Annotated in this window: 13 protein-coding genes and 1 pseudogene; 3 read left to right on the top strand and 11 right to left on the bottom strand. The window is 62.6% G+C overall.

Going from position 1 to position 13,528, the window contains the following annotated elements; all coding sequences use genetic code 11:
* The 7 genes from ACLGL5_RS14370 to pxpA all read right to left on the bottom strand — a co-directional run bounded on the left by ACLGL5_RS14370 (position 1) and on the right by pxpA (position 5,964).
* The gene (locus tag ACLGL5_RS14370) at positions 1-735 is read right to left on the bottom strand and encodes an ABC transporter ATP-binding protein (RefSeq protein ID WP_019860198.1); all 735 of its coding nucleotides are present in this window, start codon (positions 733-735) and stop codon (positions 1-3) included.
* A complete protein-coding gene (locus ACLGL5_RS14375) occupies positions 732-1,484 on the bottom strand; it encodes an ABC transporter ATP-binding protein (RefSeq protein ID WP_069091358.1) in 753 nt (250 codons plus the stop codon). Before ACLGL5_RS14375 ends, ACLGL5_RS14370 begins: the two co-directional genes overlap by 4 nt.
* A gap of 249 nt (positions 1,485-1,733) precedes the next feature.
* A complete protein-coding gene (locus tag ACLGL5_RS14380) occupies positions 1,734-2,705 on the bottom strand; it encodes a 5-oxoprolinase subunit C family protein (RefSeq protein ID WP_069091359.1) in 972 nt (323 codons plus the stop codon).
* Positions 2,695-3,570 carry a 5-oxoprolinase subunit B family protein gene (locus tag ACLGL5_RS14385; protein ID WP_019860195.1) on the bottom strand — a complete coding sequence of 292 codons (876 nt, stop codon included), beginning with the start codon at positions 3,568-3,570 and terminating at the stop codon, positions 2,695-2,697. The genes ACLGL5_RS14380 and ACLGL5_RS14385 overlap by 11 nt, the downstream gene beginning before the upstream one ends.
* A gap of 9 nt (positions 3,571-3,579) precedes the next feature.
* Positions 3,580-4,944, bottom strand: coding sequence for an acetyl-CoA carboxylase biotin carboxylase subunit (locus ACLGL5_RS14390; protein WP_019860194.1), 1,365 nt, complete (start codon positions 4,942-4,944; stop codon positions 3,580-3,582).
* Positions 4,944-5,177, bottom strand: coding sequence for an acetyl-CoA carboxylase (locus ACLGL5_RS14395; RefSeq protein WP_019860193.1), 234 nt, complete (start codon positions 5,175-5,177; stop codon positions 4,944-4,946). Before ACLGL5_RS14395 ends, ACLGL5_RS14390 begins: the two co-directional genes overlap by 1 nt.
* 64 nt (positions 5,178-5,241) lie before the next feature.
* Positions 5,242-5,964 carry a 5-oxoprolinase subunit PxpA gene (gene pxpA / locus ACLGL5_RS14400; RefSeq protein ID WP_019860192.1) on the bottom strand — a complete coding sequence of 241 codons (723 nt, stop codon included), beginning with the start codon at positions 5,962-5,964 and terminating at the stop codon, positions 5,242-5,244.
* Positions 5,965-6,099: 135 nt separating this feature from the next.
* Between pxpA and ACLGL5_RS14405 the strand changes: the two genes are divergently transcribed.
* The 3 genes and pseudogenes from ACLGL5_RS14405 to ACLGL5_RS14415 all read left to right on the top strand — a co-directional run bounded on the left by ACLGL5_RS14405 (position 6,100) and on the right by ACLGL5_RS14415 (position 9,011).
* Positions 6,100-7,005: a LysR family transcriptional regulator gene (locus tag ACLGL5_RS14405; protein WP_019860191.1), complete on the top strand. Its 906-nt coding sequence runs from the start codon at positions 6,100-6,102 to the stop codon at positions 7,003-7,005.
* Between the two features lie 143 nt (positions 7,006-7,148).
* Positions 7,149-8,279 (top strand): annotated as a pseudogene (locus tag ACLGL5_RS14410) (NAD-dependent succinate-semialdehyde dehydrogenase); the annotation flags it as partial.
* Positions 8,280-8,321: 42 nt separating this feature from the next.
* Positions 8,322-9,011, top strand: a complete 690-nt coding sequence (locus ACLGL5_RS14415) for an SDR family NAD(P)-dependent oxidoreductase (RefSeq protein ID WP_069091361.1) — start codon at positions 8,322-8,324, stop codon at positions 9,009-9,011.
* A gap of 128 nt (positions 9,012-9,139) precedes the next feature.
* On the opposite strand, the gene ACLGL5_RS14420 is transcribed toward ACLGL5_RS14415, so the two are convergent.
* From ACLGL5_RS14420 to ACLGL5_RS14435, 4 genes are all read right to left on the bottom strand, one after another.
* Positions 9,140-9,940 carry a FadR/GntR family transcriptional regulator gene (locus ACLGL5_RS14420; protein ID WP_245307079.1) on the bottom strand — a complete coding sequence of 267 codons (801 nt, stop codon included), beginning with the start codon at positions 9,938-9,940 and terminating at the stop codon, positions 9,140-9,142.
* A gap of 2 nt (positions 9,941-9,942) precedes the next feature.
* Positions 9,943-10,944, bottom strand: a complete 1,002-nt coding sequence (locus tag ACLGL5_RS14425; protein WP_064986293.1) for an ABC transporter permease — start codon at positions 10,942-10,944, stop codon at positions 9,943-9,945.
* Positions 10,941-12,464 carry a sugar ABC transporter ATP-binding protein gene (locus ACLGL5_RS14430; RefSeq protein WP_069091363.1) on the bottom strand — a complete coding sequence of 508 codons (1,524 nt, stop codon included), beginning with the start codon at positions 12,462-12,464 and terminating at the stop codon, positions 10,941-10,943. The genes ACLGL5_RS14425 and ACLGL5_RS14430 overlap by 4 nt, the downstream gene beginning before the upstream one ends.
* Positions 12,465-12,538: 74 nt before the next feature.
* Positions 12,539-13,522 carry a substrate-binding domain-containing protein gene (locus ACLGL5_RS14435; protein ID WP_019860184.1) on the bottom strand — a complete coding sequence of 328 codons (984 nt, stop codon included), beginning with the start codon at positions 13,520-13,522 and terminating at the stop codon, positions 12,539-12,541.
* Positions 13,523-13,528: the final 6 nt, after the last annotated feature.

The following is a 13,528-nucleotide window of genomic DNA, read 5'->3' on the forward strand; positions in this document are numbered from 1 at the left end:
TCAATGGTCCTCGTAACCGAAGTAGGCAGCCTGGATCGCCTCGCCGTTTCCGAGTGTCCGGGCGTCACCATCGAGCACGATCTGCCCGCCACGCATCAGGATCATGCGCCCACCCACCATCATCGCCCGGGCCGAACTCTGCTCTACGATCAGCAGCGTGAGTTGGCGCTGCGCACGCAGCGCGATGAGCCGCTCGTAGACCTGGTCGTTGATGTTGGGGGCGAGGCCCAGCGAAGGCTCGTCGATGGCTATGAGCCGCGGATTGGTCATCAGCGCGCGTCCGATGACCAGCATTTGCTGCTGCCCGCCGGACAGCAATCCCGCCTGCCCGTGCCGCCTCTCTTTCAGCATCGGGAAGGTTGCGTAGACGGCTTCGAGGTCGCCCGCCGTTCGGCTTCGCCAGCCGCGGTCACGAGCGTGCATGCCAGTGCCGACGAGAAGGTTCTCTTCGGTCGTCAGCGAGCCGAAGACATCGCGCCCCTCCGGCACCATGGAGAATCCGAGCCGGGCGATGTTCTCCGGTGCCTGGCCGGTGATCTCATGGCCCGCCAGGTCGATCCGGCCGCCCGCCACCGGCGTCACACCGGCGATCGCACGCAGCAGCGAAGACTTCCCAGCTCCGTTCGGGCCGGTGATGAACAGGATTTCTCCTTCGTCCATGGAGAAGGAGACGTCGCGCACCGCCGTGAGACGGCTATAGCGGATGGTGATATCGGAAAGGGCGAGCAGGCTCATTCCATCACCTCCAGCACGGGCAGGTCGGTGTTCGCGGCCGTGCCCATATAGGCGTGGCGCACCTTCTCGCTATCGCGGATCGCGGCGGGCGGACCCTCCTCGATGATCGCTCCGGAATCGAGCACGACGATATGCTCGCAAAGGCCGAGCACCAGCCCGACATTGTGCTCGATGAGCAGGACACCGCAGCCGAGATCGCCGGCGATGTGTCTTATCAGCGCCGAAAGCTCCCGCGCCTCCGGCGTGCTCATGCCGGCCGCGGGCTCGTCAAGCAGGATGTATGCGGGCCGTCCCATCAGGGCGCGGCCAATGGCCACGCGGCGCTCATCCGTATAAGGCAAGGTTCCGGCGACGCGGGGACCCAGCGCGCCGATGCCGATCCAGTCGAGCATCGCTTCCGCTTCGGCGATGGCTGCGCGCCGGCTCATTCCCAGACCAACGCCGGTTACCTCCAGATTGTCCAGCACCGGCAGGTCGCGGAAGAGCCGCCCACCCTGGAAGGTGCGGGCGATGCCGCGCCGGCGGACCTGATGCGGCTTGAGACCCGAGAGTGCCGCCCCGTCGAGCTTGACGGTGCCTTCCGTTGGAGCCTGGAAGCCCGTCAGCACGTTGACCAGCGTGGTCTTGCCAGCGCCGTTGGGGCCGATGAGGCCAACGATGCGCCCAGGCGTAATTTGGAGGTCCACCGATGACAGGGCCTTTAGCCCCGCAAACGACACCGAGACGTTCTCCGCGCTCAGATGACTCATGTCCCTTTCCTTCTTGTTACCGACGGAAAGGCGCGAAGCATCCGGCCTTGCGGCCAGTCACGTTGCTGATGTCTTCCCCTGTCGGTTCCGGCGGTCTCTAGCGGACTGCTCGGATGGCCAAATTCACGCCGTTGCCCGGCGTCGTCTTGTCGTTTCGCGCACCGGATTTTGTCTTCCGCCGCGCGCGGTCGGTTTTGGCCGGCCGATCTCCTCACCTCCGGCTCCTCCGCCGGCATTTCCCGGCTGACGTCAGCCGGCCAGATACCCTTCGGCACGCGCCAGCGCGGCGCGCTGTTCCGCTCGCGCGGCCAGCGCGTCTTCCAGCGTCACCGCAACGAAGCGCGCCGGGGTGTGCGGCTGAAGCTGGGCGATCAGGTCCATGTCGGCCGAGATCACCACACCCAGCATCATATAGCCGCCACCCGAAACCGCGTCCCGGTGAAGAACGATCGGCTCCGTGCCACTCGGCACCTGGACGGATCCGTAGGGATAGCAGGCGTCGACGATGTTCGAGGGGTCGGAGCCTGCGCCGAAAGGCTGCTCACGCTCAACGAACTCCAGCGGCGTCCCGCCGCGGAAGCGATAGCCGATGCGGTCAGCCTCGGGCGCGACCTTCCAGGTTTCCTCAAAGAACCGATTGCCTGCGGCTTCAGTAATCCGATGCCAGTACATGCCAGGAAGCATTCTGAGTTCCGCCGGACTATTCCACATACGGCGCAGATTGGCAGGCAGCGAAAGACCGGCTTTTCCGGAGCCTTCACCGATGGGAAGCTCGTCGCCGGCCTTCAGCGTGCGGCCTTGATGGCCGCCGAGTGCGCCCAGAATATAGGTCGAGCGCGAGCCGAGAACCACGGGTACGTCGATGCCGCCGGAGATGGCTAGATAAGCGCGCGCGCCGCCCTTGAGGAAGCCAAAGGACAGCCGGTCACCTGTCTTCACCGGAAAGCTTTCCCAGGTCGGCCGTTCCTCGCCATTAAGTTTGGGTGGCAGCTCTGCCCCCGTGACGGCGATGACTGCCGATTGGGTGAATTCCAGTTCAGGCCCCATGAAGGTGGCTTCGAGCACCGCCGCACCGGGATCGTTGCCGACAAGCAGGTTCGCGATGCGTGTGGCAAAGCGGTCCATGCCGCCGCCTTCGGGGATGCCGACATGATAGTGGCCTGGTCGGCCAAGGTCCTGCACCGAAGTGGAGAGGCCGGGAGAGATTACCTTAGCGGCCATTGATAAGCTCCATCAGCTTTGCATTTGTGCCGTAAATATCGCTGTTGAAGTCGGTCAGGCTGAAGGTGCATTCGCGAATCGTCGGCTGCCACTGATTGGCTTCGATTTCCTCCAGCGTGGCGTCGTACTCATCGCGACCAATGGCCTTGAACTTGACGATGTCGCCTGGCTTGAACAGGCACATATCATCGGCGAGGTAGCGCACCTTCCTGGTAGGGTCGTAGATCGGGGCCGGGGTTATGCCATACATCTGGTAGCCGCCAGCGCCGCGCACCGAATAGATCGCTGCAAAGCAGCCGCCATGGCCAATGGTAAGCTTGGGAGTGTCGGTGCGTGGACGCAAATATTTCGGAGCCTGAATCTGTTTCTTGCGCTCAACCATCTGGTACAGGAAGGGCAGTCCGGCGACGAAGCCGACCATGGATACGAACCAAGGCTGGCCGGAATAGGCCGCGATAAACTCTTCCACCGTGGCGTAGCCGTTGATGCGTGCCGAATATTCAAGATCGGTGGAGGATGGGTCCTGATGGCGCTCGCGGAAGCGCAAGCAGGTTTCACGCGTCCATGGATCCTGGAAAAAAACCGGCAGTTCGATGATCCGGGTCTTCAGCACCGGGGCAGCCTTTGAGGCCGCCTCTTCCATCGACTTCAGTTCGCTGAGCAAATCCTGCGGCCTGACGATGTCGGGGTCGAAGCGGATCTGGAAGCTGGCGTTGGCTGGGCAGATCTCGGTGACGCCCCGGATGCCTGCCGTACGCACCGCGTTGGTCATCGAAAGGCCGGTAAAGAACGAGGTGAGCGACATTTCCTCGGAAACCTCGCCGAAGATATGTTCGTCACCGCCGAAGTTGAATCGTATCGACATCGGTCCTCCTTAGCCCGCCGATGCTGCGGCGTTTTCGATGAGCCAGCCTTCCAGCCAGCGGGTATGCACGTCTCCCGCCCGCACCGCCGGATCGGCGGCCAGCGCAAGAAACAGCGGCTTGGTGGTCTTGAGCCCGCCGATCTTCAACTCGTTAAGCGCGCGGATCAACCGCACTATCGCCGCCTCGCGCGTCTCTGCATGGACGATCAGCTTGGCAAGCAGCGAGTCATAGAAGGGCGGCACCTGATAGCCTTGGTAGAGCATCGAGTCGAAGCGTACGCCCGGACCGCCGGGAACGCGAAGCTCGGCCACCTGCCCGGGGAATGGAGCGAACTCCTTCGCCGGATCTTCGGCATTGAGCCGTACTTCGATCGCATGCCCCTTGACGGAGACATCGCCCTGCCGAATCCGCAGCTTCTCGCCGCCGGCTATGCGAAGCATCTCAGCCACGAGGTCGATGCCGGTAATCGCCTCGGTGACCGGGTGCTCGACCTGAATACGGGTGTTCATCTCGATGAAGTAAAAGCGGTCTGCTTCATCGTCATAAAGATACTCTACCGTACCCGCACCAGAGTACTTGACCGCCTTTGCCAAAGCGACCGCGGAAGCGCAGAGCTCCTCGCGCAGCCCGTCGGAAAGTGCGCGCGACGGAGCCTCCTCCCAGACCTTCTGGCGTCGCCGCTGCAGCGAGCATTCCCGCTCGTAGCAGTGGATGGCATCGCTTCCGTCTGCCAGGATCTGCACCTCGACATGGCGGGCCTTGCCGATCACCTTTTCCATGTAGAGACCACCGTCGCCAAAGGCGGCGAGGGCTTCTGCTTCGGCCTGAGGAAAGGCTTGCTCGAATTCGGCGAACGAGTTCGCAATGCGGATGCCCCGCCCGCCACCGCCTGCCGCAGCCTTGATCATCACCGGAAAGCCGGTTTCGGCCAGCACCTCGCGGCCAGCCTCGAGGCCCTCGACCCGTCCAGCCGAGCCTGGCACCACTGGGACACCCGCGGCGGCGGCGGCTGATCGCGCCGAGACCTTGTCGCCCATCATCCGGATCGCATCCCCCGACGGGCCGACGAAAACCAGTCCGGCGCCTGTGACCGCATCTGAAAAGGCGGCATTCTCGGCAAGGAAGCCATAGCCAGGATGAACGCTGTCGCAGCCGGTTTCGCGGGCAGCCGTCAAAATTGCTTCGATGTTGAGATAGGACTTCTTTGCTGCCGGTGGGCCGATGTTGACCGCTTCGTCCGCAAGCTCGACGTGGAGCGCCCCGGCATCCGCGGCCGAATACACCGCCACAGTGGCGATGCCCAGATCTTGTGCGGCCCGGATGATCCTGACCGCGATCTCGCCCCGGTTGGCAACCAGAAGCTTTTTCAGCATCAGTCGAGATCCGCAATAGGCGCGCCAGCCATGATGGGCTCTTCATTGTCGGCAAGGAAGCGGATGTTCTTACCGGCCGTCTCGGCCCTCACTTCGTGGAACGACTTCATCACTTCGATGAGACCGATTACGTCTCCGGCGGAGACCGCGTCGCCATCCGCCTTGTAGGGCGGCTGGTCCGGCGAAGCGCTCCGATAGAAAGTGCCGGGAAGAGGCGATAGAATCTGGGCCATGAAAAGCTCCGGAAAACTGCAGACAGACTGATTTGAAACCGCCTGCGCGGCGGTTTCGGTTGGCTCAATGCCAAGGGGCAATTGCGGCGCGCACGGCCCTGGCTATTTCGATGGCGTTCGGCGTATCGGAATGCACGCAGATGGTTTCGCAGCGCACGGGAAAGAAACTGCCGTCCTGTGCCGTGCCCTCGCCCTCGCTGATGGCGCGCACGCAACGCTCGGCCATCTCCGTGGGGTCCTTGGCGTCATGAACGCGTGTCAGGATCAGCTTGCCGGAGGCATCGTAGTCGAGATCGGCATAGAACTCGGCGACGAATGGGATGCCGCGCTGTTGATAGATCTTCTCGTGCAGGGTGCCCGTCATGCCGAAGAGGGGGACGCCGAAAACCTCTGCCGCGTCGCATACGCCATGGGCAATTGCCTCCTGCTGCATGGCCATGAAGTAGAGGCTGCCATGCGGCTTGATATGGTGGAGTTCCACACCCTCTGCCTTGAGGAAGCCGGCAAGCGCTCCCACCTGGTAAATGATGGCGTTCCTGACCTCGTCGCGGGTCATCCGCATCTCCCGCCGGCCGAAACCCTGAATGTCCGGCAAGCCTGGATGGGCGCCGATCTTTACGCCATTCGCCTTGGCGCCGCGGACGGCTGCGTGCATGTGATCCGGATCGGAAGCGTGAAAACCACAGGCGACATTGGCAACGTCGATGATCGGCATCATGCCCACATCGTCGCCAACCTTGTAAAGGCCAAAGCTTTCGCCCATGTCGCAGTTTAGCGTCACCGCCATCGCATTGTTACCCCTCGAAGCTGCCGTCTTTGCGGCGTTGCAGCATTTTTTGCGCATGCGCGGGCATTTGTGAAATAGTAGTTTATTGATTGTGATATCAAAAAAACAGATAATGGTTCTGGGTCGGAGTGCGCCATGACCATCACCTTGAAACAGCTCGATTATTTCATCGCCACCGCCGAGAGCGGACAGGTCAGTCATGCTGCGGTGGAACTCAACATCTCACAATCGGCGGTCACTGCGGCGATAAAGACGCTGGAGGCTGATCTGGGCGTACGGCTTTTGGAGCGTAACCACGCTGGCGTAAGGTTGACGATGGAGGGCGCGCGGTTTCTTGAACATGCGCGTGTCATCACCGGGGCAGTCGCAGCCGCTGTCCGAAGCCCGTTGCGCGACAGGAAGGGTCTGGAGGGTAAGCTGCGGCTGGGCATGACCTACACGGTCGTCGGCTACTACATGTCGCGCCACTACACGCGGTTTCGAAAGACCTACCCCCAGATCGAGGTCGAGGTGCTGGAACTTCCTCGAGACGCTCTCGAAAGCGGCTTGATGAGCGGGGAGATCGACATGGCTGTGATGCTGGTGTCCAACCTGGCGCACACCGAGGAACTGGCGCAGGAGGTCTTGATGCGGTCGAACCGCCGGCTCTGGCTCTCGGCGGATCATCATCTGCTCGCGCGGCAGGAAATCAGCCTCGCCGATGTGGCGGCGGAAGATTATGTCATGCTGACGGTGGACGAGGCACGCACGACGGCAGCCCGTTACTGGGATGCCGCGGGGCTTACGCTCCGCCCAGTGCTTACCACCAGTTCGGTCGAGGCCGTGCGTTCGCTCGTGGCTGCCGGCATGGGAGTCACTGTTCTGTCCGACATGGTCTACCGACCATGGTCGTTGGAGGGGCAGCGCATCGAAGTGCGCCGGCTTGTCGAACCGATCCCCAGTATGGATGTCGGCTTGGCCTGGTCGCGTGATAGACCAATCGGCCCGGCGGCGGCCGCCTTCCGGGCTTTTATGTCCGTGACCATGGGCGGCGGCGGCTAACCGCCAGCCCGTCAGACAGACACTTTACCTCAGGCTAGCTGGGTTGAGCAGCGGGTAGCCCACAAGGCACCTCGCCTGCGCATCCGCAGTTTATACGGCCAGAATGTAGACTGCTCGGCGAGTGGTCGTGCCGGATTCTAAACTCCTTCGTCGATTGGTTCTCGGAAGAAGCCAAGCGCGTCTATGGCGACGTCATCCCGTCGGCCGGTCGCGACCGGCGTTTCATCGTGTTGAAACAGCCGATCGGCGTCTGCGCCGCCATCACGCCCTGGAACTTCCCGCTGGTGATGATCACCCGCAAGGCGGCGGCGGCACTCGCCGCGGGCTGCACCATGGTCGTCAAACCCTCGGAGGAAACGCCGCTGACGGCGCTCGCAATCGCCGAGCTTGCCCGGCAGGCCGGCATTCCGGCCGGCGTGCTCAACATCGTGCCGTCGAAGGACGCCGCCGGCATCGGGCGAATGCTCTGCGAGCATCCGGTGATCCGAAAACTCTCCTTCACCGGCTCGACAGCCGTCGGCAAGCTCCTGATGCGGCAGTGCACCGATACGCTGAAGAAGCTGTCGCTGGAACTCGGCGGCAATGCGCCGTTCATCGTCTTCGACGACGCCGATCTCGATCTCGCCGTCGCCGGCGCCATCGCCTCGAAATTCCGCAATTCCGGCCAGACCTGCGTCTGCACCAACCGCATCTATGTGCAGGACGGCATCCACGCTGCCTTCGTGGCAAAGCTGACCGAGCAGGTTGCTGGTCTGAAAGTCGGTGACGGCGCCGCGCCGGAGGTGGTGCAGGGGCCGCTCATCAACGCGAAAGCCGTGGCGAAGGTGGCGGAGCTTGTCGGCGACGCCGTGGATCGCGGCGCGCGCATCGAGACTGGCGGCAAGCCGCATGCGCTCGGCGGCACCTGGTTCGAACCAACCGTGCTGAGCGGAATGCAGGCGCCGATGCGGCTCGCACAGGAAGAAGCCTTCGGTCCGATCGCTCCGGTCTTTCGCTTCAAGGACGAAGCGGAAGTCATCCGCCTCGCCAACGACACACGCTACGGCCTGATGGCCTACTTTTACGCCCGTGATGTCAACCGCATCTGGCACGTCCTCGAAGAGTTGCAGTTCGGCATGGTTGGCATCAACGAAGGCCTGATCTCCACCGAGCTTGCCCCCTTTGGCGGGGTCAAGGAAAGCGGTTTCGGCCGCGAAGGCTCCAAGTACGGCATCGAGGAATATGTGGAGCTGAAATATGCCTGCTTCGGCAGGTTGAAGGTGGGTGAGGCATGACGCTTATTCGCCAAACAGGGGCAGGCCCTGAAAGGGACTAAGATGCAAGATCGAAAAGTCGCCCTCGTCGTCGGTGCCTCGCGAGGCCTGGGTCTCGGGCTCGCTCATGCCTTTGTGTCACGCGGGTGGGAGGTGATCGCGACCGTACGCAGCGCACATGGCCGCGGCGCCCTGGAAACCTTTGCCGGCAACGGGTTGGTTTCCATTGCGCACATGGACATTAACAAACCAGAAGGCATAGCCGCTCTTCGGACGATGCTCTCGGGGCGCGCGCTCGACGTGTTGTTCGTCAATGCGGGCGTTGCTATCGACCCTTCCATTGCCGCAGAAACCGTCTCGACCCAGGACTTCGTGGACGTCATGGTCACGAACGCGCTTTCTCCTTTACGCGTCATTGGAGCGCTCCACGATATGGTCGATCCCGAAGGTGTTGTCGCAGTGATGTCTTCGGGTATGGGCAGCTTCAACGACAATGCCGGCGGCGGATGGGAAATCTATCGCGCCAGCAAGGCGGCCCTTAATCAGATGATGAAAAGTTTCGCGATCCGCAAAGGAGACGGGCGAACCTATATCGCCATGTCGCCGGGATGGGTACGCACGGGGATGGGGGGCGATGGGGCGCCGCTCGACATAGAGACGAGCGCCACCGGAATTGCCGAGACATTGATCGCCCGTTCAGGCGCTGGTGGCATTCATTTCGTCGATTTCCGCAACCAACCCCTTGCTTGGTAGGCGCTGCGCACACGGTGTGACCTCGCGCGCAGTTGTTCCTGTCCACGGTGCGTCGCTCGGCCTTGCCGATCATTCTGCTCGCGCCGCGGGATATCTTTGATGTTCCACAATGGTCCGGATCATCAAACTCAGATGGGGTCGGCACTGGCAGTAGGGACCGGCTGTTGGTGGCGGCCTTTGCGAGCGACAGCGAGAAGGTCGTTCGAGGCGATGCCGATCAGCGCTTTCATCTGGTCGTGAGCGTCGTCGACCCTACGCATGCGGATTGCTTCCAGCACATCGCCATGGGCGCTGAGCGTCTGCTGATAATTGGCCGTGGCCGATGTGGTCAGTCGGAAAGAGAAGCTGAGTGCGGCTGCCAGCATATTGCCGAGATTGGCGAAAACCGGGTTGCGGCTGGCGCGCAGGATAGCGGTATGAAAGCGGACGTCGGCATCGAGACAGGCCGCGAGGTCGTCCTCCGGCGCAATGCGCATGGCCTCATAGGCGGCTTCGATCACTGCGAGATCGCCCGAGGTCGCCATCCTGGCCGCAAGCTGGGCGGCAGCCGGCTCGATGACCAGCCGCGCCTCGATCAAGCCGCGGACGAAATCGAGATCAGGCTCGATATCGCGCATCCATTCGAGGACCTGCGCGTCAAGCCTGTTCCATTCGCTCGACGCGCGCACACGCGTGCCAGCCCGCTTGCGCGCCTCGATCAGTCCCTTGGCCGAAAGTGTCAGCAGCGCATCGCGAAGCGCCGTGCGGCTGGCGCCGTATATGACGCACAGTTCAGCTTCCGTCGGCAGGACCACGTGCTGCGCGTAGGTGCCGGCGAGAATGCGCTGTCCGAGATCGCGCGCGATGCGATCCTTCAGGGACAGATTGGCGCCATCCCCGGCAGGAAGGTCCTGCTTGCCTTGATCGATTGCAGCGGTCGCCGCGTCCATCGTCATGTCCTGTTCAAGTGGTACTCGGCAATGACCACAGCAAGGATCAGCAGTGAGCCTTTTGCAAGCAATTGATAGAAGGTTGGCACGGACGTCAGTATCATTCCATTGTTGAGCACGCCAATGATGGCGACGCCGAGCAGCGCGCCGACAATCGTGCCCTTGCCGCCCTGCAAGGCACAGCCACCCAGCACGGCCGCCGTGATTGCCTCGAGTTCCAGGCCCTGGGATCCGGATACGGGCTGACCCGAACCGGTACGGGCAGCCAGCAGGATCCCGGCCAATCCGGCGGCAACACCACTCATGATGTAGATGCCGACGCGGTAGCGGTTGATGTTGATGCCGGAGAAGCGGGCGACAACGGGATTGCCGCCGAGCGCATAGATGTTGCGGCCGACGATCGAACGCGCGAGGAAGAGGTGGAATGCGATCGCGGTCAGCACCAAAATCCAGACCAGCAACGGCAGGCCGAGGATGCGTCCAATGCCGATGAACCGGAACGTGTCGCTGAAGATGGCGATCGACTGACCGTCGGACATGATGAAGGCGATGCCGCGAAAGATCGCCATGGTGCCGAGCGTGGCAATGACCGCGTTGACGCGCCCGTAGGTGATGATGATGCCGTTGACGAGACCGGCAAGGCCACCAAGCACCAGGCCGGCAACGATGCCGGCCGCCGGCGACCCGGTTGCCTGGATGGCCATTGCCGTCGAGACTGTGGTCAGACCGACCGTGGCGCCGACGGCGATATCGAGACCGCCGGCGACGATGACCACGGTCTGGCTCATCGCCAGCACGCCGAGAATGGTGACGCCAAGGCCGATGTTGAGCAGGTTTCGGCTGGAGAAGAACACGTCGCCGCGCAGCGAGCCGAAGATGATGATGAGAATGGCAAGCGCCACCAGAAGGCTGATGTTGTGAACGCCGAGGCGCTCGACGACGCGCGCGGAAGCGCCCCTGGCGTCGGTCTGCGCTTTCGATGCGCGAAGCTCGAGGCTGTTCATTGAATGTGGTCTCCAGGCGCTGGTGCGGATTGCGGCATGGCGTGTTTGAGGATCGTCGCTTCGTCGACGTCGGGGCGGGCAAGTTCTGCCGTGATGCGGCCGCCTGCCATGACAAGAACCCTGTCGGCGAGACCGATCAGTTCCGGCATTTCCGAGGAAATCAGGATGATACCAATGCCGCTTGCCGCGAGTTCATCGATCAGCCGATAGATTTCCGCCTTGGCGCCGATATCGATGCCGCGCGTCGGTTCGTCGAGGATGAGCAGCATCGGCTGCCGGGCAAGCCAGCGCGCCAGAACGACCTTCTGCTGATTGCCGCCCGACAGTTTCGAAACCTGCTCGTCGAGGTTGGGTGCCTTGATCGACATCTTGGCTGCCAGCGGCGAGACAATCTCCAGCGCCTTGCGGCGGTTGAAGAAGCCGAAGCTCGACGTCTTGTCGGGCACGCAAAGTGCTGCGTTGTCGAGAATGCTTCGGAACAGGAGCAACGCCTCGTGCTTGCGGTCTTCGGGAGCAAAACCGATGCCCGCGACGATTGCCGCATGCGGACTGTTGGGGAGAACGGGCACGCCGTTCATGGCTATGGTGCCGGCGATGCGCCGGTCATAGCCGACAATCGCCTTTGCCAATTCGGAGCGGCCCGCACCCATAAGGCCGGCGATGCCGAGCACTTCGCCGCGACGAACCCTGAGGCTGACATCGCTGACGCGGTCTGTGGTCAATCCGGCCACATCCAGCAATTGTTCCCCGGACCGCCAGGTCTCGCGGGTGAACAGATCGTCGATGTTGCGGCCGACCATGAGCTTGGCGATGGTCTGCTCGCTGGCGCCGGCCGCCGGCGAATCGTCGACCAGCCTGCCGTCGCGCAAAACGACAATGCGGTCGGCAAGATCGATGATCTCGTTCAGCCGGTGCGAGATGTAGATGATCGATGTGCCTTCCTCGCGCAGCCGGCGGATGACGGAAAACAGGCGACGCGCTTCATCATCGGTCAGTGACGAGGTCGGCTCATCGAAGGCGATCAGCCGGCCGCCGGCACGGATGGCGCGCATGATCTCGATCATCTGGCGTTGCGCGGGGCCGAGCGTGCCGCAGAGTTGGCGTGGCCGCATGTCCTGCTGCATGCCGAAGGTCGCAAGCACCCGGTCGGTCTGCTCCTCCAGCTTGCGCCAGTCGAGCAGGACGCCAGCCAGGCGCGGCAATTCGCCGACGAAAATGTTCTCGGCCACCGTCAGGTTCGGAACGATCTCCGGCTCCTGATGGATGACGCGAATTCCGGCCCGGTGGCTGTCGCGCGGTTCGCCGAAAACGATCGGCGTCGCGCCGTGCCGCACGGTGCCGCTATCGGGCCCGAAGACGCCCTCGAGAATGCGCATCATCGTCGATTTGCCGGCCCCGTTCTCGCCGACCAGAGCGAGCACCTCGCCTGGCCGGAAGGCGATCGAAACGTTGTCGAGCGCCTGCACGACGCCGAAGCGTTTCGATATGCCATCGAGCGAGAAGAAGTCGGATTGCGTCAAAGCTCACTCCCAAGGATCGATCCGAGCAGTTGAAGAGCGTCATGCGCCTTGGAGGCGCATGACGCAGGTCCGGCTCAGTGGCAGAGCTTGGCCTTGTAGTCAGATGCAAAATTGCCGGCGGTGATGTATTCCGGGTCGGTGAAGGACTGAACGGGCAGCTTCGTTCCGTCCTTAATCGAGGCCAGCAGGATCTTCACCGCCAGCGCGCCATGGTTTGCCGAATTGAGCCACATCGTACCACGGAATGCCGAAGGCTTTCCTGATCCGAAGGCTTCGCAGGCGCGGCTGCCGTCAATGCCGATGCCCATGCCCTGGTCCGCGGCATAGCCGGCGTTTTCCAGCGCTCGCGCCGCGCCCAGCACGCCGTCATCGTTGCAGGAATAGAAGATCCAGTTGGTGACGCCGGGATTGGCCGTCAACGTGGTCGTCATGACGTCGATGGCGTTGACCATCGTGTTGTCATAGGGGACGCGAAGGATATTTGCCGGCTTGAAATCGGGCACCGCCTTCAGGAATGCTTCCTCGGCACCCTTGTTGCGCTGCATGCAAGTGTCGGCCTTGCGGTCCTCGATCGAGGCGATACGCACCTCCTTGCCGGCCCAGCCATCGGCCTTGTAGAGCTTGGCCAGTTCTTCGCCCACCCGCGCACCAATATTGTGGGCATTCATGCCGACATAGGGGACCTGGGTGCCGTCCTGATAGTAGATATCGTCATCGACCGCCACCAGGGGGATTTTCGCCGCCTTGGCCTTCTCGGCGATGACCGGCCCCAGCGCCTTGTCGGGAACGACGATGGCGATGCCCTTGACGCCGTCACCGACCATCGTGTCGAAGGTGGTGATCGTCAGATTGGAGTCGAACTGGACGTCTTGCGAAACGAAGGTGGCGCCGGCCGCCTCGGCCGCTTTCTTGGCGCCGCCGACTTCGGCGACGAACCATGGATGCTCGCCCATCTTGTTGATGTAGCCGATCTTGATGTCGTCGGCGCTTGCTGCGCCAGCCATCAGTCCGGCAGCCAGTATCGCCAATGTTGCCAGAGCCTTTGTCGTCGTTTTCATGTGGAT

The sequence above is a fragment of the Mesorhizobium sp. U510 genome, from assembly GCF_059180695.1.

Bases quoted from the DNA above. Each gene is read 5' to 3' on its own strand.
- ACLGL5_RS14370 (WP_019860198.1), bottom strand. From the start codon at position 735: ATGAGCCTGCTCGCCCTTTCCGATATCACCATCCGCTATAGCCGTCTC.
- ACLGL5_RS14375 (WP_069091358.1), bottom strand. From the start codon at position 1,484: ATGAGTCATCTGAGCGCGGAGAACGTCTCGGTGTCGTTTGCGGGGCTA.
- ACLGL5_RS14380 (WP_069091359.1), bottom strand. From the start codon at position 2,705: ATGGCCGCTAAGGTAATCTCTCCCGGCCTCTCCACTTCGGTGCAGGAC.
- ACLGL5_RS14385 (WP_019860195.1), bottom strand. From the start codon at position 3,570: ATGTCGATACGATTCAACTTCGGCGGTGACGAACATATCTTCGGCGAG.
- ACLGL5_RS14390 (WP_019860194.1), bottom strand. From the start codon at position 4,944: ATGCTGAAAAAGCTTCTGGTTGCCAACCGGGGCGAGATCGCGGTCAGG.
- ACLGL5_RS14395 (WP_019860193.1), bottom strand. From the start codon at position 5,177: ATGGCCCAGATTCTATCGCCTCTTCCCGGCACTTTCTATCGGAGCGCT.
- pxpA (WP_019860192.1), bottom strand. From the start codon at position 5,964: ATGGCGGTGACGCTAAACTGCGACATGGGCGAAAGCTTTGGCCTTTAC.
- ACLGL5_RS14405 (WP_019860191.1), top strand. From the start codon at position 6,100: ATGACCATCACCTTGAAACAGCTCGATTATTTCATCGCCACCGCCGAG.
- ACLGL5_RS14415 (WP_069091361.1), top strand. From the start codon at position 8,322: ATGCAAGATCGAAAAGTCGCCCTCGTCGTCGGTGCCTCGCGAGGCCTG.
- ACLGL5_RS14420 (WP_245307079.1), bottom strand. From the start codon at position 9,940: ATGGACGCGGCGACCGCTGCAATCGATCAAGGCAAGCAGGACCTTCCT.
- ACLGL5_RS14425 (WP_064986293.1), bottom strand. From the start codon at position 10,944: ATGAACAGCCTCGAGCTTCGCGCATCGAAAGCGCAGACCGACGCCAGG.
- ACLGL5_RS14435 (WP_019860184.1), bottom strand. From the start codon at position 13,522: ATGAAAACGACGACAAAGGCTCTGGCAACATTGGCGATACTGGCTGCC.